Below are 19,595 nucleotides of genomic sequence, written 5' to 3'. Positions count from 1 at the left end.
CCTCAATGATAGGCCGCACCTCCGACGCAGCGTCAGTTGCTGAGCTTCATCAGGATGCCGAGCACCACGATGCAGGCGAACCACAGCAGACCCACCACGATGGTGATGCGGTCGAGGTTGCGCTCGGCGACCGAGGAGCCACCGACCGAGGACTGCATACCGCCGCCGAACATGTCGGACAGGCCGCCACCCTTTCCCTTGTGCATGAGCACCAGCATCATCAGCAGCAGGCTGAAGACGATGAGGGCGATCGAGAACCCGATGACCACGGCTGGACCAACTCTCTAGGACTGACGGACGGACGTTTGGATCACGATATCCGCACGAGACGGTGCGGGGCCGGGGGCGGCGCTGCTGCACCGGTCCCGGCCCCGACAGGGTACGACGAGGGCTCCCCCTCGTCATAGCTGCTACTGGTCGCGGAAGCGGACGATCTTCACGAACTCGTCCGCGTCCAGCGCCGCGCCGCCGATCAGCGCGCCGTCGACGTCGGGCTGCGCCATGATCGCGGCGACGTTGCCGGACTTGACCGAGCCGCCGTACTGGATGCGGACCTTGTCGGCCAGCTCCTGGCTGTAGAGCTCGGCGAGGCGGCCGCGGATGGCACCGCAGACCTCCTGCGCGTCCTCGGGGGTGGCGACCTCGCCGGTGCCGATGGCCCACACCGGCTCGTAGGCGATCACGATGGTCTCGGCCTGCTCGGCCGGGACGTCCAGCAGGCCGCCGTCGACCTGGGCGAGGGTGTGCGCGACCTGGTTGCCGGCCTTGCGGACGTCCAGGCCCTCGCCGACGCACAGGATCGGGGTGATCCCGTTCTTGAACGCGGCCTTGACCTTGGCGTTGCAGATCTCTTCGTTCTCGCCGTGGTACTGGCGGCGCTCGCTGTGCCCGACGGCCACGTAGGCGCACTTGAGCTTGGACAGCATCGCGCCGGAGATCTCGCCGGTGAAGGCGCCGGCGTCGTGCGCCGAGATGTCCTGGGCGCCGTACTTGATCCTGAGCTTGTCGCCGTCGACCAGCGTCTGCACCGACCGCAGGTCGGTGAAGGGCGGCAGGACGGCGACCTCCACGGCGTCGAAGTCCTTGTCGGCGAGCGCGAACGCGAGCTTCTGGACGTGGGCGATGGCCTCGAGGTGGTTGAGGTTCATCTTCCAGTTGCCCGCCATCAGCGGGGTGCGGCCGTTGTTGAGAGCGGTCACGTTGTTCAGTCCTCCAGAGCGGCGAGGCCGGGCAGCGTCTTGCCTTCGAGGTATTCGAGGCTGGCGCCGCCACCGGTCGAAATATGGCCGAATGCATTCTCGTCGAAGCCCAGCAGGCGCACGGCGGCGGCCGAGTCACCGCCGCCGACGACGGTGAAGGCGTCCGAGTCCAGCAGGCCCTGCGCGACGGCCTTGGTGCCGCCGGCGTAGTCGGGGTGCTCGAAGACGCCCATCGGGCCGTTCCAGAAGACGGTGCCCGCGTCGGCGAGCTTCGCGGCGTAGAGCTCGCGGGTCTTCGGGCCGATGTCCAGGCCCTCCTTGTCGGCCGGGATGGCGTCCGCGGCGACGATGTCGGGGTGGGCCGGGGCCTTGGTCTTCAGGTCCGGGAACTCGGCGGAGACCAGCACGTCGACGGGGAGGACGAACTCCACGCCGCGCTTCTCGGCCCGCGCCAGGTACTCCAGGCAGGCCGGGACCTGGTCCTCCTGCAGCAGCGAGATGCCGACCTCGTGGCCCTTGGCCTTGAGGAAGGTGTACGCCATGCCGCCGCCGACCAGGATGCGGTCGGCCTTCTCGATGAGCTGGTCGATGACGGCGAGCTTGTCGGAGACCTTGGCGCCGCCCAGCGCGACGACGTAGGGGCGCTTGACGTCCTCGGTGAGCTTCCTCAGGACGGCGACCTCGGCGGCGATCAGGTCACCGGCGGCGTGCGGGAGGCGCCGGGGCAGGTCGTAGACCGAGGCGTGCTTGCGGTGCACCGCACCGAAGCCGTCGCCGACGTACAGGTCGGCGAGGGCGGCGAGCTGGCCGGCGAAGGCGCCGCGCTCGGCGTCGTCCTTGCTGGTCTCGCCCGCGTTGAAGCGGAGGTTCTCCAGGACGGCCACCTGGCCGTCGGCGAGGCCGCCGGTCACGGAGCGGGCGGAGTCACCCACCGTGTCGGTCGCGAACGCCACGTCCTGCCCGAGGATCTCGCCCAGCCGCCGGGCCGCGGGGGCCAGCGAGAAGGCGGCGTCCGGAGCACCCTTGGGACGGCCCAGGTGCGAGGCGACGATCACCTTTGCGCCGCGCTCGGCGAGCTTGGCGATCGTCGGGGCGACGGCGCGGATCCGGCCGTCGTCGGTGATGGTGGTGCCGTCCAGCGGCACGTTGAGATCAGCGCGGACAAAGACGCGCTGTCCGGCGACCTGGAGGTCGTCGATCGTCTTCATGAGGAAGTGACTCCGTTTGCGTAGGTCGGTCACGGGACGGGGCCCGTACGACGCATCTTCGCGTCATACGAGCCCCGTCCTCACATCTCGGTGCCTCAGGTGTCAACCAGTGATCAGAGCTGGCCGCCGACAAAGGTGGTCAGATCCACCAGACGGTTGGAGTAGCCCCACTCATTGTCGTACCAGCCGACGACCTTGACCTGCTTGCCCTGCGACATCGTCAGGGAGGAGTCGAAGGTGCAGGAGGCCGGGAAGTTCACGATGTCCGAGGAGACGATCGGGTCCTCGGTGTACTCGAGAATGCCCTTGAGCTGGCCCTCGGCGGCCTTCTGGAACGCGGCGTTGATCTCGTCCTTGCTGACCTCGCGGTCGAGCTCCAGCACCAGGTCGGTGACCGAGCCGGTGGGGACCGGGACGCGCATGGCGATGCCGTCCAGCTTGCCCTTGAGCTGCGGGAGGACCAGGGCGGTGGCCTTCGCGGCACCGGTCGAGGTCGGGATGATGTTCTCCGCGGCGGCCCGGGCGCGGCGCAGGTCGCTGTGCGGGAAGTCCAGGATGCGCTGGTCGTTGGTGTACGCGTGGACCGTGGTCATCAGGCCCTTGACGATGCCGAAGTTCTCGTCGAGCACCTTCGCCATGGGCGCCACACAGTTGGTGGTGCAGGAGGCGTTGGAGATGACGTGGTGCTTGGCGGCGTCGTACTTGTCGTTGTTGACGCCCATCACGATCGTGATGTCCTCGTCCTTGGCGGGCGCGGAGATCAGGACCTTCTTGGCACCGGCCGCGAGGTGCTTCTCGGCGTCGGCCTTCTTGGTGAAGATGCCGGTCGACTCGATCACGATGTCGGCGCCGAGCTCACCCCAGGGGAGGTTCGCCGGGTCGCGCTCGGCCATCGTCTTGAAGGTCTGGTTGCCGACCGTGATGGTGTCGTCGGTGTGGCTGACGTCCTGCTTGAGGCGACCCAGGATGGTGTCGTACTTCAGCAGGTGAACCAGGGTGGCGTTGTCGGTCAGGTCGTTGACACCGACGATCTCGATGTCCGCGCCCTGCTCCAGGAGCGCGCGGAAGTAGTTACGACCAATGCGGCCGAATCCGTTGATGCCTACGCGGATCGTCACGAACCGATCTCCTCGTTAGGTACGCCGATGGGTTACCGGCGAGCTGTATGGGCTGTCCCCGACCGCCTCCGACCCTACCCCCTGCAAGAGACGTACGTGACATTGACATCGGCGCCGAAAGATGCTCAAGTGAGCGCCCTTCAGCCCCTCTGACGTGCACCCGGGCGCGCCCCGTCGTCGCCCCGCGCAGCACTGCGCCCCCGGTGCCCAGTGCGGGCGCCGGGGGCGCGTACGGGAGAAGGCCCGGCGGGGTTTCAGCCGACCATGCCCTCCGCCAGCTCCTCGGTGAGGTTGGACTCCGTGCCGGGAATGCCGAGGTCCTGGGCGCGCTTGTCGGCCATCGCCAGCAGCCGGCGGATCCGGCCGGCGACCGCGTCCTTGGTCAGCGGCGGGTCGGCGAGGGCACCCAGCTCCTCCAGGGATGCCTGCTTGTGCTCCATGCGCAGTCGGCCGGCCGCGGCGAGGTGCTCGGGCACCTCCTCGCCCAGGATCTCCAGGGCCCGCTGCACCCGGGCGCCGGCGGCGACCGCGGCACGGGCCGAGCGGCGGAGGTTGGCGTCGTCGAAGTTGGCGAGGCGGTTGGCGGTGGCCCGCACCTCGCGGCGCATCCGCCGCTCCTCCCACGCCAGCACCGACTCATGGGCGCCGAGCCGCGTCAGCAGCGCGCCGATCGCGTCACCGTCACGGACGACGACGCGGTCCACGCCGCGCACCTCACGGGCCTTGGCGCCGATGCCGAGCCGGCGGGCGGCGCCGACGAGCGCGAGCGCCGCCTCGGGCCCGGGGCAGGTGACCTCCAGCGACGAGGAGCGGCCGGGCTCGGTCAGCGAGCCGTGGGCCAGGAAGGCGCCGCGCCAGGCCGCCTCGGCGTCGCAGGTCGCGCCGGACACCACCTGGGGCGGCAGCCCGCGGATGGGGCGGCCGCGGCCGTCCACCAGACCGGTCTGGCGCGCCAGCTGGTCCCCGCCGGCGACGACCCGTACGACGTAGCGGCTGCCGCGCCGCAGGCCGCCGGGGGCCATCACCACCAGGTCGGAGCTGTGCCCGAAGATTTCCAGGATGTCCTTGCGCAGCCGCCGGGCGGCGATGCCCGTGTCCAGCTCCGCCTCGATCACGATGCGCCCGCTGACCAGGTGCAGACCGCCCGCGAACCGCAGGATCGACGAGACCTCCGACTTCCGGCAGCAGGTCCGGGTGACGGGGAGCCGGGAGATTTCATCCTTCACCGCTGCCGTCATCGCCATGGGCCGATCCTTCCATGCATCCGAAAAATACGGTCGTACGCGGCTGCCAGCAGCTCCGGGTCGTGCCGGTCGGGGGCTCCCCCGGCGCTCGACCGGGCGTCGTCTCCTTGTGCGGCGACCGCCGCCAGCTCGACCTCGCTGCCGACCAGCTGCTTCGCGGCAACCGTCAGACCTTCGGTGTCGGGCACGGCGGCCTTGTCGGCCAGCACCACGTCGAAGGCGAGTTTAGGGGCGTGTCGGGCCAAAACCTCCAAATGACGCTGCGGGGAGAAGCCATCGGTTTCGCCGGGTTGGGGCGCAAGGTTGAGCGAGAGGACCTTCCGCGCCTTGGTCTCCTCCAGGGCCTCGCGCAGCTCCGGCACCAGCAGATGCGGGATCACGGAGGAGAACCAGGAACCCGGTCCGAGCACCACCCAATCGGCGTCACGCACCGCGGCGACCGCCTCGGGAACGGCCGGCGGGTCCTCGGGGACCACATGGACGGACTGCACCTCGCCACGGGTGAGCGCGACGGTGGCCTGGCCGCGGACCGTGGTGATCGCGTCCGGGCTGCCCGGTTCATGGCCCTTGACCTGAGCCTGGAGCTCCAGGGGCACCGCCGACATGGGCAGCACCCGGCCGTGCGCGCCGAGCAGCCTGCCGACCAGGTCGAGCGCCTGGACGTGGTCGCCGAGCTGCTCCCACAGCGCGACGATCAGCAGGTTGCCGACCGCGTGGTCGTGCAGCTCGCCCTCGCTGGTGAAGCGGTGCTGGATCACCCTCGACCAGGTCTGGCCCCAGTCGTCGTCGCCGCACAGCGCGGCCAGCGCCTTGCGCAGGTCGCCGGGCGGCAGGACGCCCAGCTCGTCGCGGAGACGGCCGCTGGAGCCGCCGTCGTCGGCGACCGTGACGACCGCGGTCAGGTCGCCGGTGATCCGGCGCAGCGCCGTGAGCGAGGCGGACAGGCCCATGCCGCCGCCCAGTGCCACCACCTTGGGGGTGGCCCCCTTCGTCATACGGCCGCTGGGGACGAATCGCCGGACCCGGCGCAGCCGTGGTGCCCGCCCGCTCACTCGCGCCCCATGTCGCGGTGGACGATGACGGTTTCCACCCCTTCGGAGACCAGGCGGCGGGCGAGCTTCTCGGACATCGCGACACTGCGGTGCTTGCCGCCCGTGCAGCCCACGGCGATGGTCACATAGCGCTTGCCCTCACGGCGGTAGCCCTCGGCCACGATCCGCAGCAGCTCGGTGTAGCCGTCCAGGAACTCCTTGGAGCCCGGCTGGCTGAAGACGTAGCCGCTGACCTCTTCGTTCAGGCCGGTGAAGGGGCGCAGCTCGGGCACCCAGTGCGGGTTGGGGATGAACCGGCAGTCGATGACCATGTCGGCGTCGACCGGCAGGCCGTACTTGAAGCCGAAGGACATGACCGTGGCGCGCAGCTCGGGGACCTCCTCGCCGGCGAACTGGGCGTCCATCTTGGCGCGGAGTTCGTGGACGTTGAGGCTGGAGGTGTCGATGACCAGGTCGGCGTCGCCGCGCAGCTCGCGCAGCAGGTCGCGCTCGGCGACGATGCCGTCGACGATCCGGCCGTCGCCCTGGAGGGGGTGCGGGCGGCGCACCGACTCGAAGCGGCGCACCAGGGCCTCGTCCGAGGACTCCAGGAAGACGATGCGGCGCTTGACGTTCTGCGCGTCGAGGGTGGCCAGCGACTCCTTGAGGTTGGCGAAGAAGCGGCGGCCGCGGACATCGACGACGACCGCGATCCGGGCGACGTTGCCCTGCGAGCGGGCGCCCAGCTCGACCATCGGCGCGATCAGCTCGGGCGGGATGTTGTCGACGACGAACCAGCCGAGGTCCTCCAGACACTTCGCGGCCGTGCTCCGGCCGGCGCCGGACATCCCGGAGATGATCACCAACTCGGGGATCGCGGCGCTCTCGCCCTGGTCGGTCGTGCCCGTACTCACCTGTGCACCGTCTCTCTCGGGTTCCTGCGCTTCGTGCGGTGTGCTCATCGTTCCTGCCCCCGTTCTGCCGACAACGCGGCCGGTGGGGCCCCGTCATCCTCAATGATCTCTCCTGTGGCGGTGTTCACCGCGGGGGCGGACGGCGCCGCCCCGGCCAGCGCCGCGGCGACCGTCTCCGCGGTCTTGCGGCCGACGCCCGGGACTTCGCAGATCTCGTCGACCGTCGCGGCCCGCAGCTTCTTCACCGAACCGAAGTGCTTGAGCAGCGCCTGGCGGCGGGTGTCGCCGAGTCCGGCGACGGCGTCGAGCGGGGAGGACTTCAGCCGCTTGCCGCGCTTGCTGCGCTGGTAGGTGATCGCGAAGCGGTGCGCCTCGTCGCGGACGCGCTGGAGGAGGTAGAGGCCCTCGCTGCTGCGCGGCAGCACCACCGGGTCGTCCTCCTCGGGCAGCCAGACCTCTTCGAGGCGCTTGGCCAGGCCGCATACGGCGACATCGTCGATGCCGAGCTCGTCCAGGGCCCGGCGGGCGGCCGCGACCTGCGGGGCGCCGCCGTCGACGACCACGAGCTGGGGCGGGTAGGCAAACCGCTTGGGGCGGCCGTCCTCGTCGGTCGGGCGGCCGGCCAGGGGGTCCGGCTCCGGTTCGCCGTCGTGGACGGTGACGCCGCCGCTGCTGCCGGTGACGCCGTTGACGTCCCCCTGGGGGTCCCCGGCCGGCTCCTGTGTCCACTCGCCGGACTTCTGCTTCTCCTGGAGGTAGCGCTTGAAGCGGCGGCCGATGACCTCGTGCATGGACCGGACATCGTCCTGGCCCTGGAAGGTCTTGATCTGGAAGCGGCGGTATTCGCTCTTCCGGGCGAGACCGTCCTCGAAGACCACCATCGAGGCGACGACGTCGTCGCCCTGGAGGTGGGAGATGTCGAAGCACTCGATGCGCAGCGGCACCGCGTCCAGGCCGAGCGCCTCGGCGATCTCCTCCAGGGCGCGGGAGCGGGTGGTGAGGTCGGAGGCGCGCTTGGTCTTGTGCAGGGCCAGGGCCTGCTGGGCGTTGCGGCCGACCGTGGCCATCAGGTCCTTCTTGTCGCCGCGCTGCGGGATGCGCAGCGAGACCTGGGAGCCGCGGCGCTCGGAGAGCCACTGCGCGACCGGCTCGACCGGCTCGGGGAGCGCCGGGACCAGGACCTCCTTGGGGACGGCGTCGCCCCGCTCCTCGCCGTACAGCTGCTGGAGGGCGTGCTCGACGAGGCCGCCGGTGGTGACGGCCTCGACCTTGTCCGTCACCCAGCCGCGCTGGCCGCGCACCCGGCCGCCGCGGACGTGGAAGATCTGGACGGCGGCTTCGAGTTCGTCCTCCGCGACGGCGATCAGGTCGGCGTCGGTGGCGTCGGCGAGGACCACGGCGCTCTTCTCCATGGCCCGCTTGAGGGCGCCTATGTCGTCGCGGAGCCGGGCGGCGCGTTCGTACTCCATCTCCTCGGCCGCGTCCTGCATCTGCCGCTCCAGGCGGCGGAGGTAGGCGCCGGTGCGGCCGGCCATGAAGTCGCAGAACTCCTCGGCGAGTTCGTGGTGCTCCTGCGGGGAGATCCGGCCGACGCAGGGGGCCGAGCACTTGCCGATGTAGCCGAGCAGGCAGGGGCGGCCGATCTGCGCGGAGCGCTTGAAGACGCCCGCGGAGCAGGTCCGCACCGGGAAGACGCGCAGCATCAGGTCGACGGTCTCGCGGATGGCCCAGGCGTGGCCGTACGGACCGAAGTAGCGCACGCCCTTCTTCTTGGCGCCGCGCATGACCTGGACGCGCGGGAACTCCTCGTTGAGGGTCACCGCGAGGTACGGATAGCTCTTGTCGTCGCGGTACTTGACGTTGAAGCGCGGGTCGAACTCCTTGATCCAGGTGTATTCGAGCTGGAGCGCCTCGACCTCGGTGGTGACGACGGTCCACTCGACGGCGGCCGCGGTGGTGACCATCGTGCGCGTCCGCGGGTGGAGTCCGGCCAGGTCCTGGAAGTAGTTGGCCAGGCGCTGGCGCAGGCTCTTGGCCTTGCCGACGTAGATGACCCGGCCGTGTTCGTCGCGGAACTTATAGACCCCCGGCGAGTCGGGGATCTGTCCCGGCTTGGGTCGGTAGCTGCTGGGGTCTGCCATGCACACCACCCTACTGACCGGGACCGACAATCACCGTTCCCGGACCGTCGCCGTCCGGCATCGGCGGCGGCGAACGGCGGCGGGGCGGGCGGGAGGTGGGTGGGCGTTGCGCGCCCCCTCCCCCTCCGCCCCTCCTCAGCCGCTGCGCCGCCTCCGTAGTGGCGCCGAGGCGGACAGTGCCAGGGCGAGCAGGGCGGCGGCGCCCGCGAGGGTCGTGGCGGCGGTCACCGGCAGGCTGTCGTCCGCGAGCCCGGCCGTCGTGACGGGCCGCGGGGCGTGCGGCTGCCGGGCACCGGCCCCCGTGGCGGTCCCGGCCCCGGCCACCGGACCGTAGCCGCCCGCCGCGCCGCGCCGGTCGTACGCGGTGCCGGGGAGCTTGTCCCCGTAGGCCCGCGCGACCCGTTCCCGGTAGGCGGCGACCGTGGTGCCGTGCGCGCCGACGGCCTGCCGGGCTTCCGCGTCCAGCGGCTCGACGCGGTCGCCGCGCTGCACGTACCAGGCGTCGGTCCCCGGCTCGCGGAAGACCGTGCCGCCCTTCGCCCGTGCGGCCCCGGCCGCGCTGTAGCGGGTCTCGTCGTCGCCGGCGGCGATGCGGACGATCTTCCAGGCGGCGCCCCGCCGCGCGATCCGCACCGAGGCCGTGCGGCCGTCGCCCGCGACGGCCCTGCCGGCGAGGAACGCCAGGCGGGCGACGGGGGCACCCTCGCGGCCGCGGACGAAGTCCGGTGACAGGACGTAGACGGGCACGACGGCTCCCTCGACGCGCGGCGCGGCCCGCACGGCGCCGGGGCCACCGGTGCGGGCGCCGCCGCGCTCCCGCTCGGCCGCGAAGAACCGGGCGACGGTGTCGAGGGCCGCGGGGGCGGTGGCCGCCGCATGGGCGGCGGTGAGGCTCGCCGCGGGGGTCCGTGGCACGGGGGCGGGCGCGGCCAGGGCGAGGTGCGGGGTGAGGCCGAGGAGGGCCGTGGCGGACGTGCCGGTGGCGACGGCACGGAGGGCGGTACGGACGGCGGTGCGCTTCCTCATGGCCCCAGGCTCCTATCCGGTACGGGGAGTGTGTCCAGGAGAAGGCGCCGTCGTTCGGGTTGTAGCCGAAATCGCCCCAGTTGTAGCGGTTGTTGGCCGATCATGGATCACCCCGGTGCGCCCGGTGGCGGTCCGTGTCATATCCGTGGATCACATGCAGGGGGCCACTGCCGGCGGCCCATGGGGCCCCGGTCCCGACGGGCCGGTCGGCGTCGGTCTCGCTCGGCGGGGTGCCACAGCGAAACCAACCGGTCGCGTACGCACCGGAGTCGACCCCATCCGGCCGGAAGCGTGCTGCGCGGGGGCGGCACTCCTCCCGACCCCGGGGTGAAGGGAAGAGGAGCGCCTCCGGATACCGCGCAGGAGCGTCAGGTGTTGTCGCAGGCAGGTCGACACGCTTCAATGCGGGGTGGCATGAGGGTGTGGACGGACCGCCCCCATGGGAACGGCCGGTGCCCGGCGTACTGCGGTGAACAGGCAGGCGGCGCCCACAGCGTGCGATCCGGTTGTGAACGTTCACCCCGCGCGACCGGAGGACCGAAACCATGGCACAGGACACCCCCCGGTCGGCGGAGCTGGCCCAACTGCTGCGGACCGGGCCGTTCCATCTCGCGCTGCGCTCCGCACTCACCGAGCGGGGGCTCGCCCTCACCCGCGTACAGCACAAGCTCGCCCAGCGCGGCGTCACCATCGGGGTGACCAGCCTCAGTTACTGGCAGCAGGGAGCCCGGCGGCCGCAGCGCCCCGAGTCGCTGCGGGCGGTGCGCGCCCTGGAAGAGGTCCTCGACCTGCCGGCGCGCTCGCTGCACCGGCTGCTGGTGCCGGAGGGCGGTGCCCGCCCGGAGGCCGAGCGGCCGCCCGCCCGCTCGTACCGCTCGCCGGCGGCGCCCGCCACCACGGTGCGGCGGCTGTTCGACGAGCTGGACGCCCCGGTGGACGGCGGGCTGCACACCGTGGGCCATCACGAACGCGTCCGTATCGGGCCCGAGCGCCGGCTCCTCGCCCGCGAATCGCTCCACGTGGTCCGCGCGCACCGGGACGGCGTGGACCGCTTCGTGGCCGTCCACCGGGGCGACGCGGGCTGTGATCCCTCCCGGGTGCGGGTGCGGGCCGCCGAGAACTGCCGGCTGGGCCGGGTGCGCGGGAACGCCGAGGCCGGAGTGGTGATCGCCGAGCTGCTCTTCGACGCCCGGCTGCGGGCCGGTGACACCCATGTCTTCGGCTACGGCTTCGAGGACGGCAGCGGCGGCCCGAGCACGGAGTACCAGCGCGGTTTCGGCGTCGCCGGCGGGCAGTACGTCCTGCAGGTGCGCTTCGACGAGGCGGCGCTGCCGGTGCGCTGCACCCGCTTCGCACAGGTCGCGGCCGGCGCCCCGCGCAGCGGCCGGCAGGAGCTGCCGCTCAGCGAGCACCACCGCGCCGTGCACCTCGTGGAGCAGGGGGTACGGCCCGGGATACTGGGGATCGCCTGGGACTGGGAGTAGGCCGGGGTCACCGGGGCCCGGCCCTGGGTGGCGGCCCGCGCCTCAGCCCGCGATCAGCTTGCCGTTCTCGGCCTTGACCGGGACCTCGGGCAGCGGCTCGGACGCCGGGCCCTGGACGACCTTGCCGGTGGTGACGTCGAAGCGGCTGCCGTGGCAGGGGCAGCCGCCCTCCTTCTTCTCGACCTCGGCCAGGATGCAGCCGGCGTGTGTGCACTTGGCGCTGAAGCACTTGTAGGTGCCCTTGGCGGGCTGCGAGACGACGAGGCGGTCCTCGCGGTAGAGCTTGGCACCGCCGACCGGCACCGCGGCGGCGGCCCCGAGGTCGACCGGTTCGGCGGGCACCGCCGAGGCGTTCGCGCCGGAGTCCCCCGTCGAGCAGGCCGTCAGGCCGAGGCCCGCGGCACCGGCGAGCGCGGCCCCCCGCAGCACGGTCCGTCGGGCGGGGGGCTGGCTCATGGCTGCTCCAGAGGTCAGGGCGTCAGTGGTGGGCGGCTCCCGACGATACCGGCACAGACCGCTCCGCTTCCGGCCGGGCCGGACGCCCCCGCAGCAGGTCCTGCTCGATCTCCTCCAGGCTGCGGCCCTTGGTCTCCGGCAGCAGCCGCTGCACGAAGAGGAACGCCAGCAGGGTCGTCCCGGCGAAGAACAGGAAGTTGACGCCGGCGCCCCAGGTCTGCAGCAGCGAGGGGAACACCAGCGCCACGATCATGTTGAACAGCCAGTTGAAGAGCACGCACAGGCCGACCGCGGCCGCCCGGATCCGCATCGGGAACAGCTCGGGCAGCATCACCCACTGCACCGGCCCCCAGGAGACGGCGAACGACGCGATGTAGAGCGCGATCCCCAGGAGGGTGAGCGCGGACAGCAGCGCGCCGTAGCCGAGTCCGGAGAGGTTGGTGACGGCCAGCAGCACCATCGCCGCGCACATGCCCAGCGCGCCCCACCGCAGCAGCGGCTTGCGCCCCCGGCGGTCGATGAGCCGCATCGCCGGGAGCGTCATCAGCATGTTGAGCAGGCCGATGCCGACGTTGGCGAGGATCGCGCCGTCCGAGCCGAAACCGATGTCGGTGAGCAGGGTCGGCGCGTAGTAGATGATCGTGTTGATGCCGACGAAGTTCTGGAAGAGGACCAGCAGCATCCCCACCACGAACACCGGGCGCAGCTGCGGCGACAGCAGCCGCCGCAGGGTCAGCGGCTCGCTCTGCGCCCGTTCGGCGTGCTCGGCCCGCTCGATCTCCGCCAGCTCCTCCCCCGCCGCGCCGGCGTCCCCGCGCAGCCGGGTCAGCACCGTACGGGCCTCGTCGGTGCGGCCCTTGCGCACCAGCCAGCGCGGGCTCTCCGGCTGGGTGAGGATGCCCAGCGCCAGCACGGCGGCCGGGATCACGCCGAGGCCGATCATCCAGCGCCAGGCCCCGGCGCCGGCCAGCAGGTAGTCGGTGCCGTACGCGACGAAGATGCCGACCGTGACCAGCAGCTGCATCAGGGACGTCAGCCCGCCGCGCACCTGCTTGGGGGCGAGTTCGGTGAGGTAGAGCGGGACGACGACGGAGGCGATGCCGACGCCGATGCCGATCACGAACCGGGAGGCGATCAGCGAGGCGGGGCCGAAGGCGAAGGAGGCGCCGAGGGTGCCGAGGATGAAGACCCCGGAGGCCGCGAGGATCAGCCGGCGGCGCCCCCAGGAGTCGCCCAGCCGTCCCGAGAGACCGGCGCCGAGCATGGCGCCCACCAGGAGGCCCGAGACGACCAGGCCCTCCAGGAGCGGGGTGAGGGCGATGTCGTTCTTGATGAAGAGCATGGCGCCCGAGATGACTCCGGTGTCATAGCCCCACAGGATGCCGCCGAGGGCCCCGAAGACCCAGATCAGTGCGTTCTTGATGCGTGTGGGCACCGCGCTCAGCCCTTCTGCGGGGCGATGTGGATCTTCCGGCCGGTGCCCGCCCGGAACCGGGCCACCGCCTCGTCGAACTCGTGCAGACCATAGACGTCGCTGACCAGGGCGTCGAGGGCGACCGTCCCGGAGGCGAGCAGGTCGATGGCGGGCTGGAAGCTGTGGTGGACCGCCATCGAACCGATGATGTCGATCTCGTGGTGGTAGACGCGGTACGGCGAGAAGGACGCCGTGCCCGCCGGGTCGGCGACGCCGAACTGCAGGAAGGTGCCGCCGCGGCGGACCCGGCCCAGCCCGTCCTCGATGGCCGCGACGGCGCCGGTCGCGTCGACCACGACCTCGAAGCCGGGCGTGCGCCCGAGCCGGTCGGCGCCGGTCACCGCCACGTCGACGCCGAAGGACTCCGCGAACGCCAGCCGGTCCTCGTTGAGGTCCACGACGGACACCGAGGCGGCGCCCGCGGCCTGGACGAGGGCGGCCATCATCAGGCCCATGGTGCCGGCGCCGTAGATCAGGTAGTGCTCGCCGGGCCGGCGCGGCAGCCGGTTGAGGCCGTGCACCGCGCAGGACAGCGGCTCGACGAGTCCCGCCGCGGCCTCCGAGAGCCCGTCGGGCAGCACGTAGCAGCAGCGTGCGGGCACGGCGACCAGCTCGGCGAAGCCGCCGGCGCGGGTGACGCCGACCGCGGTGTAGTCCTCGCAGAGGTTGCCGCGGCCGATCCGGCAGTAGTGGCAGGCGCCGCACGGCATGTTGGGGTCGACGGCGACGCGTTCCCCGACCGCCCGGCCGGTCACCGCGGCGCCCACCGCCACGATCTCGCCGGTCAGCTCGTGCCCGGGCACCAGCGGATAGACCGCGGCCGGCAGCTCGCCGCCGAGCAGGTGCATATCGGTGCCGCACAGCCCGCAGGACGTGACGCGCACGACCACCTCATCGGGCTCCGGGCAGGGGTCGGGCAGCTCGGTGACAGCGGTGCTGCCCCCCTTGCCCGGTGCGGTGACCACGAGAGCGCGCATCGGCGCCTCCTCACGACGTCGTGCGGGATTGCGATGCCGGGAAGGTAGCTTGGGCGTAAACGCTTACGCAAGCGTTTACGATTCGGGGCGGGTGCTCGTAGTGTGGTGGACTTCGCGGGACGCGGCCGTGGGAGGCCGCGGCACCGACGGGGTGCCGCACGCTCGGGGAGGAAGAACCGGATGACGACGATGACGGATGTGGCACGGCGCGCGGGAGTCTCCGTCGCCACGGTGTCGCATGTGCTGAACGACACCCGTCCGGTCCGCCCCGACACCCGCGCCGCGGTCCTCGGCGCCATCGAGGAACTCGGCTACACCCACAACACCCTGGCCCGCTCCCTGGTCACCTCCCGCACCCGCTCGATCGGCCTGGCGGTCTCCGCGATCAGCAACCCGTACTTCACCGAGATCCTCCAGGGCGTCGAGGCCGGCGCCCTGGAGGCCGGCTACAGCCTGCTGATCACCGATCCGCACGACGACCCGCGGCACGAGCGCAAGGTCGTCCAGCTGCTGCACGAGCGCCGCGTGGACGGCATGATCGTGGCGCCCTCCGCGGAGCCCGCCGGGCTGGTGGAGTACCTGACCCGCCGCGAGGTGCCCACCGTCTTCCTGGACCGGCTGGTCGGCGACGACCACGACCAGGTGTGCGCCGAGAACGCCGGCCCGGTGCGCCAACTGGTCGGGCATCTGGCCGAGTCGGGGCACACCCGGATCGGTCTGGTGGCCGGTCTGCCCGGCCTGAGCACGACCACCGAGCGGGTCCAGGGCTACCGCGAGGGGCTGCGCGCCGCCGGCCTGCCCTTCGCGCCCGGACTCCTCGCCGGCGGCAACTCCGAGGCGGCCGGCGCCGAGGACGCCACCCGCCGGCTGCTGGCCGCCCCGAAGCCGCCCACCGCGCTCATCACCGCCAACAACGCGATGACCATCGGCACCCTCCGGGCACTGCGCGACCTCGGCCTGGAGGTGCCCCGCGACATCGCGCTGGCCTGTTTCGACGACTTCTCGTGGGCCGATCTGTTCACCCCGCGGCTGACCGCGATCGCCCAGCCCAGCAAGGACATCGGGGCGGCGGCGGTCCGGCTGCTGCTGGAGCGCCTGGCGGAGCCGGACCGGCCCCCGCGCACCGTCCGTCTCCCCTGCACCTTCGTGCACCGTACGTCGTGCGGCTGCGCCGAACCCGCCCCGGCCACGCCCTCGGCCGCCCAGGAAAGGAACCCCGCCCCGTGATCGTCGTCGCAGGCGAGGCACTGATCGACCTCGTCCCCAGCCCGCAGGACACCTCCCCCTCCGACGGGGGCACCGGCGCCGCCACCGCGGACGGCAGGTTGCCGGCGCTGCTGCCGCGGCGCGGCGGCGGCCCGTACAACACCGCGGTCGCGCTGGGGCGGCTGGGCTCGCCCGCCGCGTTCTGTTCCCGGATCTCGACCGACAGCTTCGGCGAGGCGCTGCTCCAGGGGCTGCGCGGCGGCGGTGTCGACACGTCCTTGGTGCAGCGCGGCGGCGAGCCGACCACCCTCGCCGTGGCGGACATCAGCGCGGACGGCTCGGCGGGCTACGGCTTCTACGCGGACGGCACCGCCGACCGGCTCTTCACCCTGCCGCCGGCGCTGCCCGCCGCGGCCCGCGCGCTCTCCCTGGGCACCTGCTCGCTCGTCCTGGAGCCGGGCGCGAGCGCGTACGAGTCCCTGCTGCGCCGCGAGGCCCGGCGCGGTGTCTTCACCGCCCTCGACCCGAACATCCGGCCCGGTCTGATCCCGGACCCGGACGCCTACCGGGCCCGCTTCCGTTCCTGGCTCCCCGACGTCGCCCTGCTGAAGCTGTCGGAGGAGGACGCCCTGTGGCTGGCCGGGCCCGGCGCCGCGGCCGGCGGCACCTGGGAGGCGGTCACGGCGGCGGCGAAGGGCTGGCTGGCCGCCGGGCCCGCGGCGATCGTCCTCACCCGCGGGGGCGACGGACTGACGGTGCTGACACGGGGCGGCGGGGAGGTGACGGTCCCCGGTGAGCGGGTCACCGTCGTCGACACCATCGGGGCCGGCGACACCGTCAACGCCGCGCTGCTGCACCGTCTGGACGTCCACGGCGCCCTCTCGTACCCCGCCGTGGCCGCTCTCGGCGACGACGACTGGCGCGACATCCTGCGTTTCGCCGCCCGCGCGGCCGCCGTCACCTGCTCCCGCGCGGGCGCGGAACCGCCGTTCGCCACGGAGTTGGCGGCGTAGGCGGCGGTGGCGGCGGCGAAACGGGCCGCCACCGCTCCCTCGTCTGGAGAGCGGTGACGGCCCGGCCGGTGCCGTCCGGCGGTATCAGGCCTTGCGGGCCCGCGCCGTCGTCTTCTTGGCCGCGGTCTTCTTCGCGGCCGTCTTCTTTGCCGCGGCCTTCTTGGCCGCCGGCTTCTTCGGGGTGGCCCCCACCGGCGCGGCGTCGCTGACGCGGTCGCCGAGGATCTCCCGCAGGAACTTGCCGGTGTGGCTGGCCGGGATCGACGCGACACCCTCGGGGGTGCCCTCGGCGACGACCAGGCCGCCGCCGTTGCCGCCTTCGGGGCCCATGTCGACGACCCAGTCCGCCGTCTTGATCACATCGAGGTTGTGCTCGATGACGATCACCGTGTTGCCCTTGTCCACCAGGCCGGACAGCACATTGATCAGCTTGCTGATGTCGTCGAAGTGCAGACCGGTGGTCGGCTCGTCGAGGACGTAGACGGTGCTGCCCGTCGAGCGCTTCTGGAGCTCGCTGGCCAGCTTGACGCGCTGCGCCTCACCACCGGAGAGCGTCGGCGCGGACTGGCCGAGCCGGACATAGCCGAGGCCGACCTCGTTGAGCGTCTTGAGGTGCCGGGCGATGGTGGGCACCGCCTCGAAGAAGCTCAGCGCCTCCTCGATGGGCATGTCCAGCACCTCGGCGATGGACTTGCCCTTGTAGTGGACCTCCAGCGTCTCCCGGTTGTAGCGCGCGCCGTGGCAGACCTCGCACGGCACGTACACGTCCGGCAGGAAGTTCATCTCGATCTTGATCGTGCCGTCGCCGGAGCAGTTCTCGCAGCGGCCGCCCTTGACGTTGAAGGAGAAGCGCCCCGGCAGGTAGCCGCGGACCTTGGCCTCCATCGTCTCCGCGAAGAGCTTGCGGACGTGGTCGAAGACGCCGGTGTAGGTGGCCGGGTTGGAGCGCGGGGTGCGGCCGATCGGCGACTGGTCGACGTGTACGACCTTGTCCACCAGGTCGTCGCCGGCCACCCGGGTGTGCCGGCCCGGCACCGACTTGGCACCGTTCAGCTCGCGCGCCAGGTGGGTGTAGAGGATGTCGTTGACCAGCGTCGACTTGCCGGATCCGGAGACGCCGGTGACGGCGGTGAACACCCCGAGGGGGAAGGAGACGTCGATGTCGCGGAGGTTGTTCTCCTTCGCGCCGTGGACCGTCAGCTGCCGCGACGGGTCGGCGGGCCGCCGGACGTCGGGGGTCGCGATGGTCTTCTTGCCGGAGAGGTACTGGCCGGTGATCGACTCCTTGGTGGCCAGCAGCTGCTTCATCGGGCCGCTGTGCACGACCTTGCCGCCGTGCTCGCCCGCGCCGGGGCCGATGTCCACCACCCAGTCCGCGACCTTGATGGTGTCCTCGTCGTGCTCGACGACGATCAGGGTGTTGCCCATGTCGCGCAGCCGCACCAGGGTCTCGATCAGGCGGTGGTTGTCGCGCTGGTGCAGACCGATCGACGGCTCGTCGAGGACGTAGAGCACGCCCACCAGACCGGAGCCGATCTGGGTGGCGAGGCGGATGCGCTGGGCCTCGCCGCCGGAGAGGGTGCCGGCCGCGCGGTTCAGCGAGAGGTAGTCCAGGCCGACGTCGACCAGGAACTTCAGCCGCTCGTTGACCTCCTTGAGGACCCGCTCGGCGATCTTCTTCTCGCGGGCGGTGAGCTTCATCTCCCGCAGGAAGTCGGCGCAGTCGCTGATCGACATGGCCGCGACCTCGGCGATCGACCGCTCCTGGACCGTGACGGCGAGCACGATCGGCTTCAGCCGGGTGCCCTCACAGGTCGGGCAGGGCACCTCGCGCATATAGCCCTCGAAGCGCTCCCGACTGCTGTCGCTCTCCGCCTCGGAGTGCCGCCGCTTGACGAACGGGACGGCGCCCTCGAAGGGGGTGGTGTAGGCGCGCTGGCGGCCGTACCGGTTGCGGTAGCGCACCTCGATCTGGGTCTTGTGGCCGTTCAGCAGGGCCTTCTTGGCGCGGCTGGGCAGCCCGGCCCAGGGGATGTCCGTACGGAACCCGAGGGCGTCCGCCAGCGCACCGACCAGGCGGCCGAAGTACTCCTTGGTGTGGCCGTGCGACCAGGGGTGGATGGCGCCCTCGTCAAGGGAGCGGTCCTCGTCGGGGATGATCAGCTCGGGGTCGACCTCCATGCGCGTGCCGATGCCGGTGCAGTCGGGGCAGGCGCCGAAGGGGGAGTTGAAGGAGAAGGAGCGGGGCTCCAGCTCCTCGAAGGAGAGGTCGTCGTAGGCGCAGTACAGATGCTCCGAGTACATCCGCTCGCGCTGCGGGTCGTCGGCGTCCAAATCGACGAAGTCGAGGATCACCATGCCGCCGGAGAGCCCGAGGGCGGTCTCGACGGAGTCGGTCAGCCGCCGCTTGGCGGACTCCTTGACCGTGAGGCGGTCGACGACCACCTCGATGGTGTGCTTCTCCTGCTTCTTCAGCTTCGGCGGCTCGGAGAGCTGGATGGTCTCCCCGTCGACGCGGGCCCGGCTGTAGCCCTTGGTCTGGAGGTCGGAGAAGAGATCGACGAACTCGCCCTTGCGCTCGCGCACCAGCGGCGAGAGCACCTGGAAGCGGCTGCCCTCGGGGAGTTCGAGCACCTTGTCGACGATGGCCTGCGGCGACTGCCGGGCGATCGGCCGCCCGCACTCGGGACAGTGCGGCTTGCCGATACGGGCGAAGAGCAGGCGGAGGTAGTCGTAGACCTCGGTGATCGTGCCGACCGTCGAGCGCGGGTTGCGCGACGTCGACTTCTGGTCGATGGATACCGCGGGGGACAGGCCCTCGATGAAGTCCACATCGGGCTTGTCCATCTGCCCGAGGAACTGCCGGGCATAGGAGGAGAGCGACTCGACATAGCGCCGCTGCCCCTCGGCGAAGATCGTGTCGAAGGCGAGCGAGGACTTGCCCGACCCGGAGAGCCCCGTGAAGACGATGAGGGAGTCGCGGGGGAGGTCGAGCGAGACGTTCTTGAGGTTGTGCTCGCGAGCGCCACGGACGATGAGACGGTCGGCCACGCCGGTCGGCACCTTTCTTGGAGGGGGCGGAGGGCCGCGGCTCTGCGTCCGCC

Annotated in this window: 16 protein-coding genes; 3 read left to right on the top strand and 13 right to left on the bottom strand. The window is 71.8% G+C overall.

Annotation, left to right across the window (positions count from 1 at the left end):
* Positions 1–32: 32 nt before the first annotated feature.
* The 9 genes from secG to K7396_RS27445 form a co-directional block, all read right to left on the bottom strand.
* Complete coding sequence (gene secG, locus K7396_RS27485) at positions 33–269, bottom strand: preprotein translocase subunit SecG (RefSeq protein ID WP_086719581.1); 237 nt, start codon at positions 267–269, stop codon at positions 33–35.
* Between the two features lie 141 nt (positions 270–410).
* The gene (tpiA, locus tag K7396_RS27480; RefSeq protein WP_086719593.1) at positions 411–1,166 is read right to left on the bottom strand and encodes a triose-phosphate isomerase; all 756 of its coding nucleotides are present in this window, start codon (positions 1,164–1,166) and stop codon (positions 411–413) included.
* 38 nt (positions 1,167–1,204) lie between these two features.
* On the bottom strand, positions 1,205–2,407 hold the full coding sequence (locus K7396_RS27475; protein WP_086719580.1) for a phosphoglycerate kinase: 1,203 nt from the start codon (positions 2,405–2,407) through the stop codon (positions 1,205–1,207).
* A gap of 113 nt (positions 2,408–2,520) precedes the next feature.
* On the bottom strand, positions 2,521–3,525 hold the full coding sequence (gene gap, locus K7396_RS27470; RefSeq protein WP_086719579.1) for a type I glyceraldehyde-3-phosphate dehydrogenase: 1,005 nt from the start codon (positions 3,523–3,525) through the stop codon (positions 2,521–2,523).
* A gap of 254 nt (positions 3,526–3,779) precedes the next feature.
* Entirely contained in the window at positions 3,780–4,769 is a 990-nt protein-coding gene (whiA, locus tag K7396_RS27465) for a DNA-binding protein WhiA (RefSeq protein ID WP_018091880.1), read from the bottom strand.
* On the bottom strand, positions 4,760–5,821 hold the full coding sequence (locus K7396_RS27460) for a gluconeogenesis factor YvcK family protein (protein WP_086719578.1): 1,062 nt from the start codon (positions 5,819–5,821) through the stop codon (positions 4,760–4,762). The genes whiA and K7396_RS27460 overlap by 10 nt, the downstream gene beginning before the upstream one ends.
* A complete protein-coding gene (rapZ, locus tag K7396_RS27455) occupies positions 5,818–6,762 on the bottom strand; it encodes an RNase adapter RapZ (RefSeq protein WP_086719577.1) in 945 nt (314 codons plus the stop codon). The genes K7396_RS27460 and rapZ overlap by 4 nt, the downstream gene beginning before the upstream one ends.
* Entirely contained in the window at positions 6,759–8,855 is a 2,097-nt protein-coding gene (uvrC, locus tag K7396_RS27450; RefSeq protein WP_152104954.1) for an excinuclease ABC subunit UvrC, read from the bottom strand. The genes rapZ and uvrC overlap by 4 nt, the downstream gene beginning before the upstream one ends.
* Before the next feature lie 135 nt (positions 8,856–8,990).
* Positions 8,991–9,881, bottom strand: coding sequence for a hypothetical protein (locus tag K7396_RS27445; RefSeq protein ID WP_086716860.1), 891 nt, complete (start codon positions 9,879–9,881; stop codon positions 8,991–8,993).
* Positions 9,882–10,426: 545 nt separating this feature from the next.
* Between K7396_RS27445 and K7396_RS27440 the strand changes: the two genes are divergently transcribed.
* Positions 10,427–11,365, top strand: a complete 939-nt coding sequence (locus K7396_RS27440) for a hypothetical protein (RefSeq protein WP_086716861.1) — start codon at positions 10,427–10,429, stop codon at positions 11,363–11,365.
* Between the two features lie 42 nt (positions 11,366–11,407).
* Here the strand turns inward: K7396_RS27440 and K7396_RS27435 are convergent, their stop codons facing one another.
* Genes K7396_RS27435 through K7396_RS27425 form a run of 3 tightly spaced genes read right to left on the bottom strand, consistent with a single transcriptional unit; the run spans position 11,408 to position 14,272 of the window.
* Entirely contained in the window at positions 11,408–11,821 is a 414-nt protein-coding gene (locus K7396_RS27435) for a Rieske (2Fe-2S) protein (RefSeq protein WP_086716862.1), read from the bottom strand.
* 22 nt (positions 11,822–11,843) lie between these two features.
* On the bottom strand, positions 11,844–13,256 hold the full coding sequence (locus tag K7396_RS27430; protein ID WP_086716863.1) for a sugar porter family MFS transporter: 1,413 nt from the start codon (positions 13,254–13,256) through the stop codon (positions 11,844–11,846).
* Between the two features lie 5 nt (positions 13,257–13,261).
* Positions 13,262–14,272, bottom strand: coding sequence for a zinc-dependent alcohol dehydrogenase family protein (locus K7396_RS27425; protein ID WP_086716864.1), 1,011 nt, complete (start codon positions 14,270–14,272; stop codon positions 13,262–13,264).
* Positions 14,273–14,452: 180 nt separating this feature from the next.
* On the opposite strand from K7396_RS27425, the gene K7396_RS27420 reads away from it, so the two are divergent.
* Together K7396_RS27420 and K7396_RS27415 are read left to right on the top strand one after the other, a co-directional pair.
* Positions 14,453–15,499: a LacI family DNA-binding transcriptional regulator gene (locus K7396_RS27420; protein ID WP_086716865.1), complete on the top strand. Its 1,047-nt coding sequence runs from the start codon at positions 14,453–14,455 to the stop codon at positions 15,497–15,499.
* The gene (locus tag K7396_RS27415) at positions 15,496–16,491 is read left to right on the top strand and encodes a carbohydrate kinase family protein (protein WP_086716866.1); all 996 of its coding nucleotides are present in this window, start codon (positions 15,496–15,498) and stop codon (positions 16,489–16,491) included. The genes K7396_RS27420 and K7396_RS27415 overlap by 4 nt, the downstream gene beginning before the upstream one ends.
* An 84-nt stretch (positions 16,492–16,575) precedes the next feature.
* On the opposite strand, the gene uvrA is transcribed toward K7396_RS27415, so the two are convergent.
* Positions 16,576–19,542: an excinuclease ABC subunit UvrA gene (gene uvrA / locus K7396_RS27410; RefSeq protein ID WP_086716867.1), complete on the bottom strand. Its 2,967-nt coding sequence runs from the start codon at positions 19,540–19,542 to the stop codon at positions 16,576–16,578.
* Positions 19,543–19,595: the final 53 nt, after the last annotated feature.

The organism is Streptomyces angustmyceticus (assembly GCF_019933235.1).
GTDB classification, from domain to species: Bacteria; Actinomycetota; Actinomycetes; order Streptomycetales; family Streptomycetaceae; genus Streptomyces; species Streptomyces angustmyceticus.
Note: the sequence above shows the minus strand (reverse complement) of the source record. Positions and strands in the feature narration are given on the sequence as shown.

Excerpts from the sequence above, each read along its gene's own strand:
- K7396_RS27440 (WP_086716861.1), top strand. The coding sequence starts at position 10,427 with ATGGCACAGGACACCCCCCGGTCGGCGGAGCTGGCCCAACTGCTGCGG.
- K7396_RS27475 (WP_086719580.1), bottom strand. The coding sequence starts at position 2,407 with ATGAAGACGATCGACGACCTCCAGGTCGCCGGACAGCGCGTCTTTGTC.
- K7396_RS27445 (WP_086716860.1), bottom strand. The coding sequence starts at position 9,881 with ATGAGGAAGCGCACCGCCGTCCGTACCGCCCTCCGTGCCGTCGCCACC.
- K7396_RS27420 (WP_086716865.1), top strand. The coding sequence starts at position 14,453 with ATGACGACGATGACGGATGTGGCACGGCGCGCGGGAGTCTCCGTCGCC.
- K7396_RS27425 (WP_086716864.1), bottom strand. The coding sequence starts at position 14,272 with ATGCGCGCTCTCGTGGTCACCGCACCGGGCAAGGGGGGCAGCACCGCT.
- rapZ (WP_086719577.1), bottom strand. The coding sequence starts at position 6,762 with ATGAGCACACCGCACGAAGCGCAGGAACCCGAGAGAGACGGTGCACAG.
- whiA (WP_018091880.1), bottom strand. The coding sequence starts at position 4,769 with ATGGCGATGACGGCAGCGGTGAAGGATGAAATCTCCCGGCTCCCCGTC.
- uvrC (WP_152104954.1), bottom strand. The coding sequence starts at position 8,855 with ATGGCAGACCCCAGCAGCTACCGACCCAAGCCGGGACAGATCCCCGAC.
- tpiA (WP_086719593.1), bottom strand. The coding sequence starts at position 1,166 with ATGGCGGGCAACTGGAAGATGAACCTCAACCACCTCGAGGCCATCGCC.
- K7396_RS27435 (WP_086716862.1), bottom strand. The coding sequence starts at position 11,821 with ATGAGCCAGCCCCCCGCCCGACGGACCGTGCTGCGGGGGGCCGCGCTC.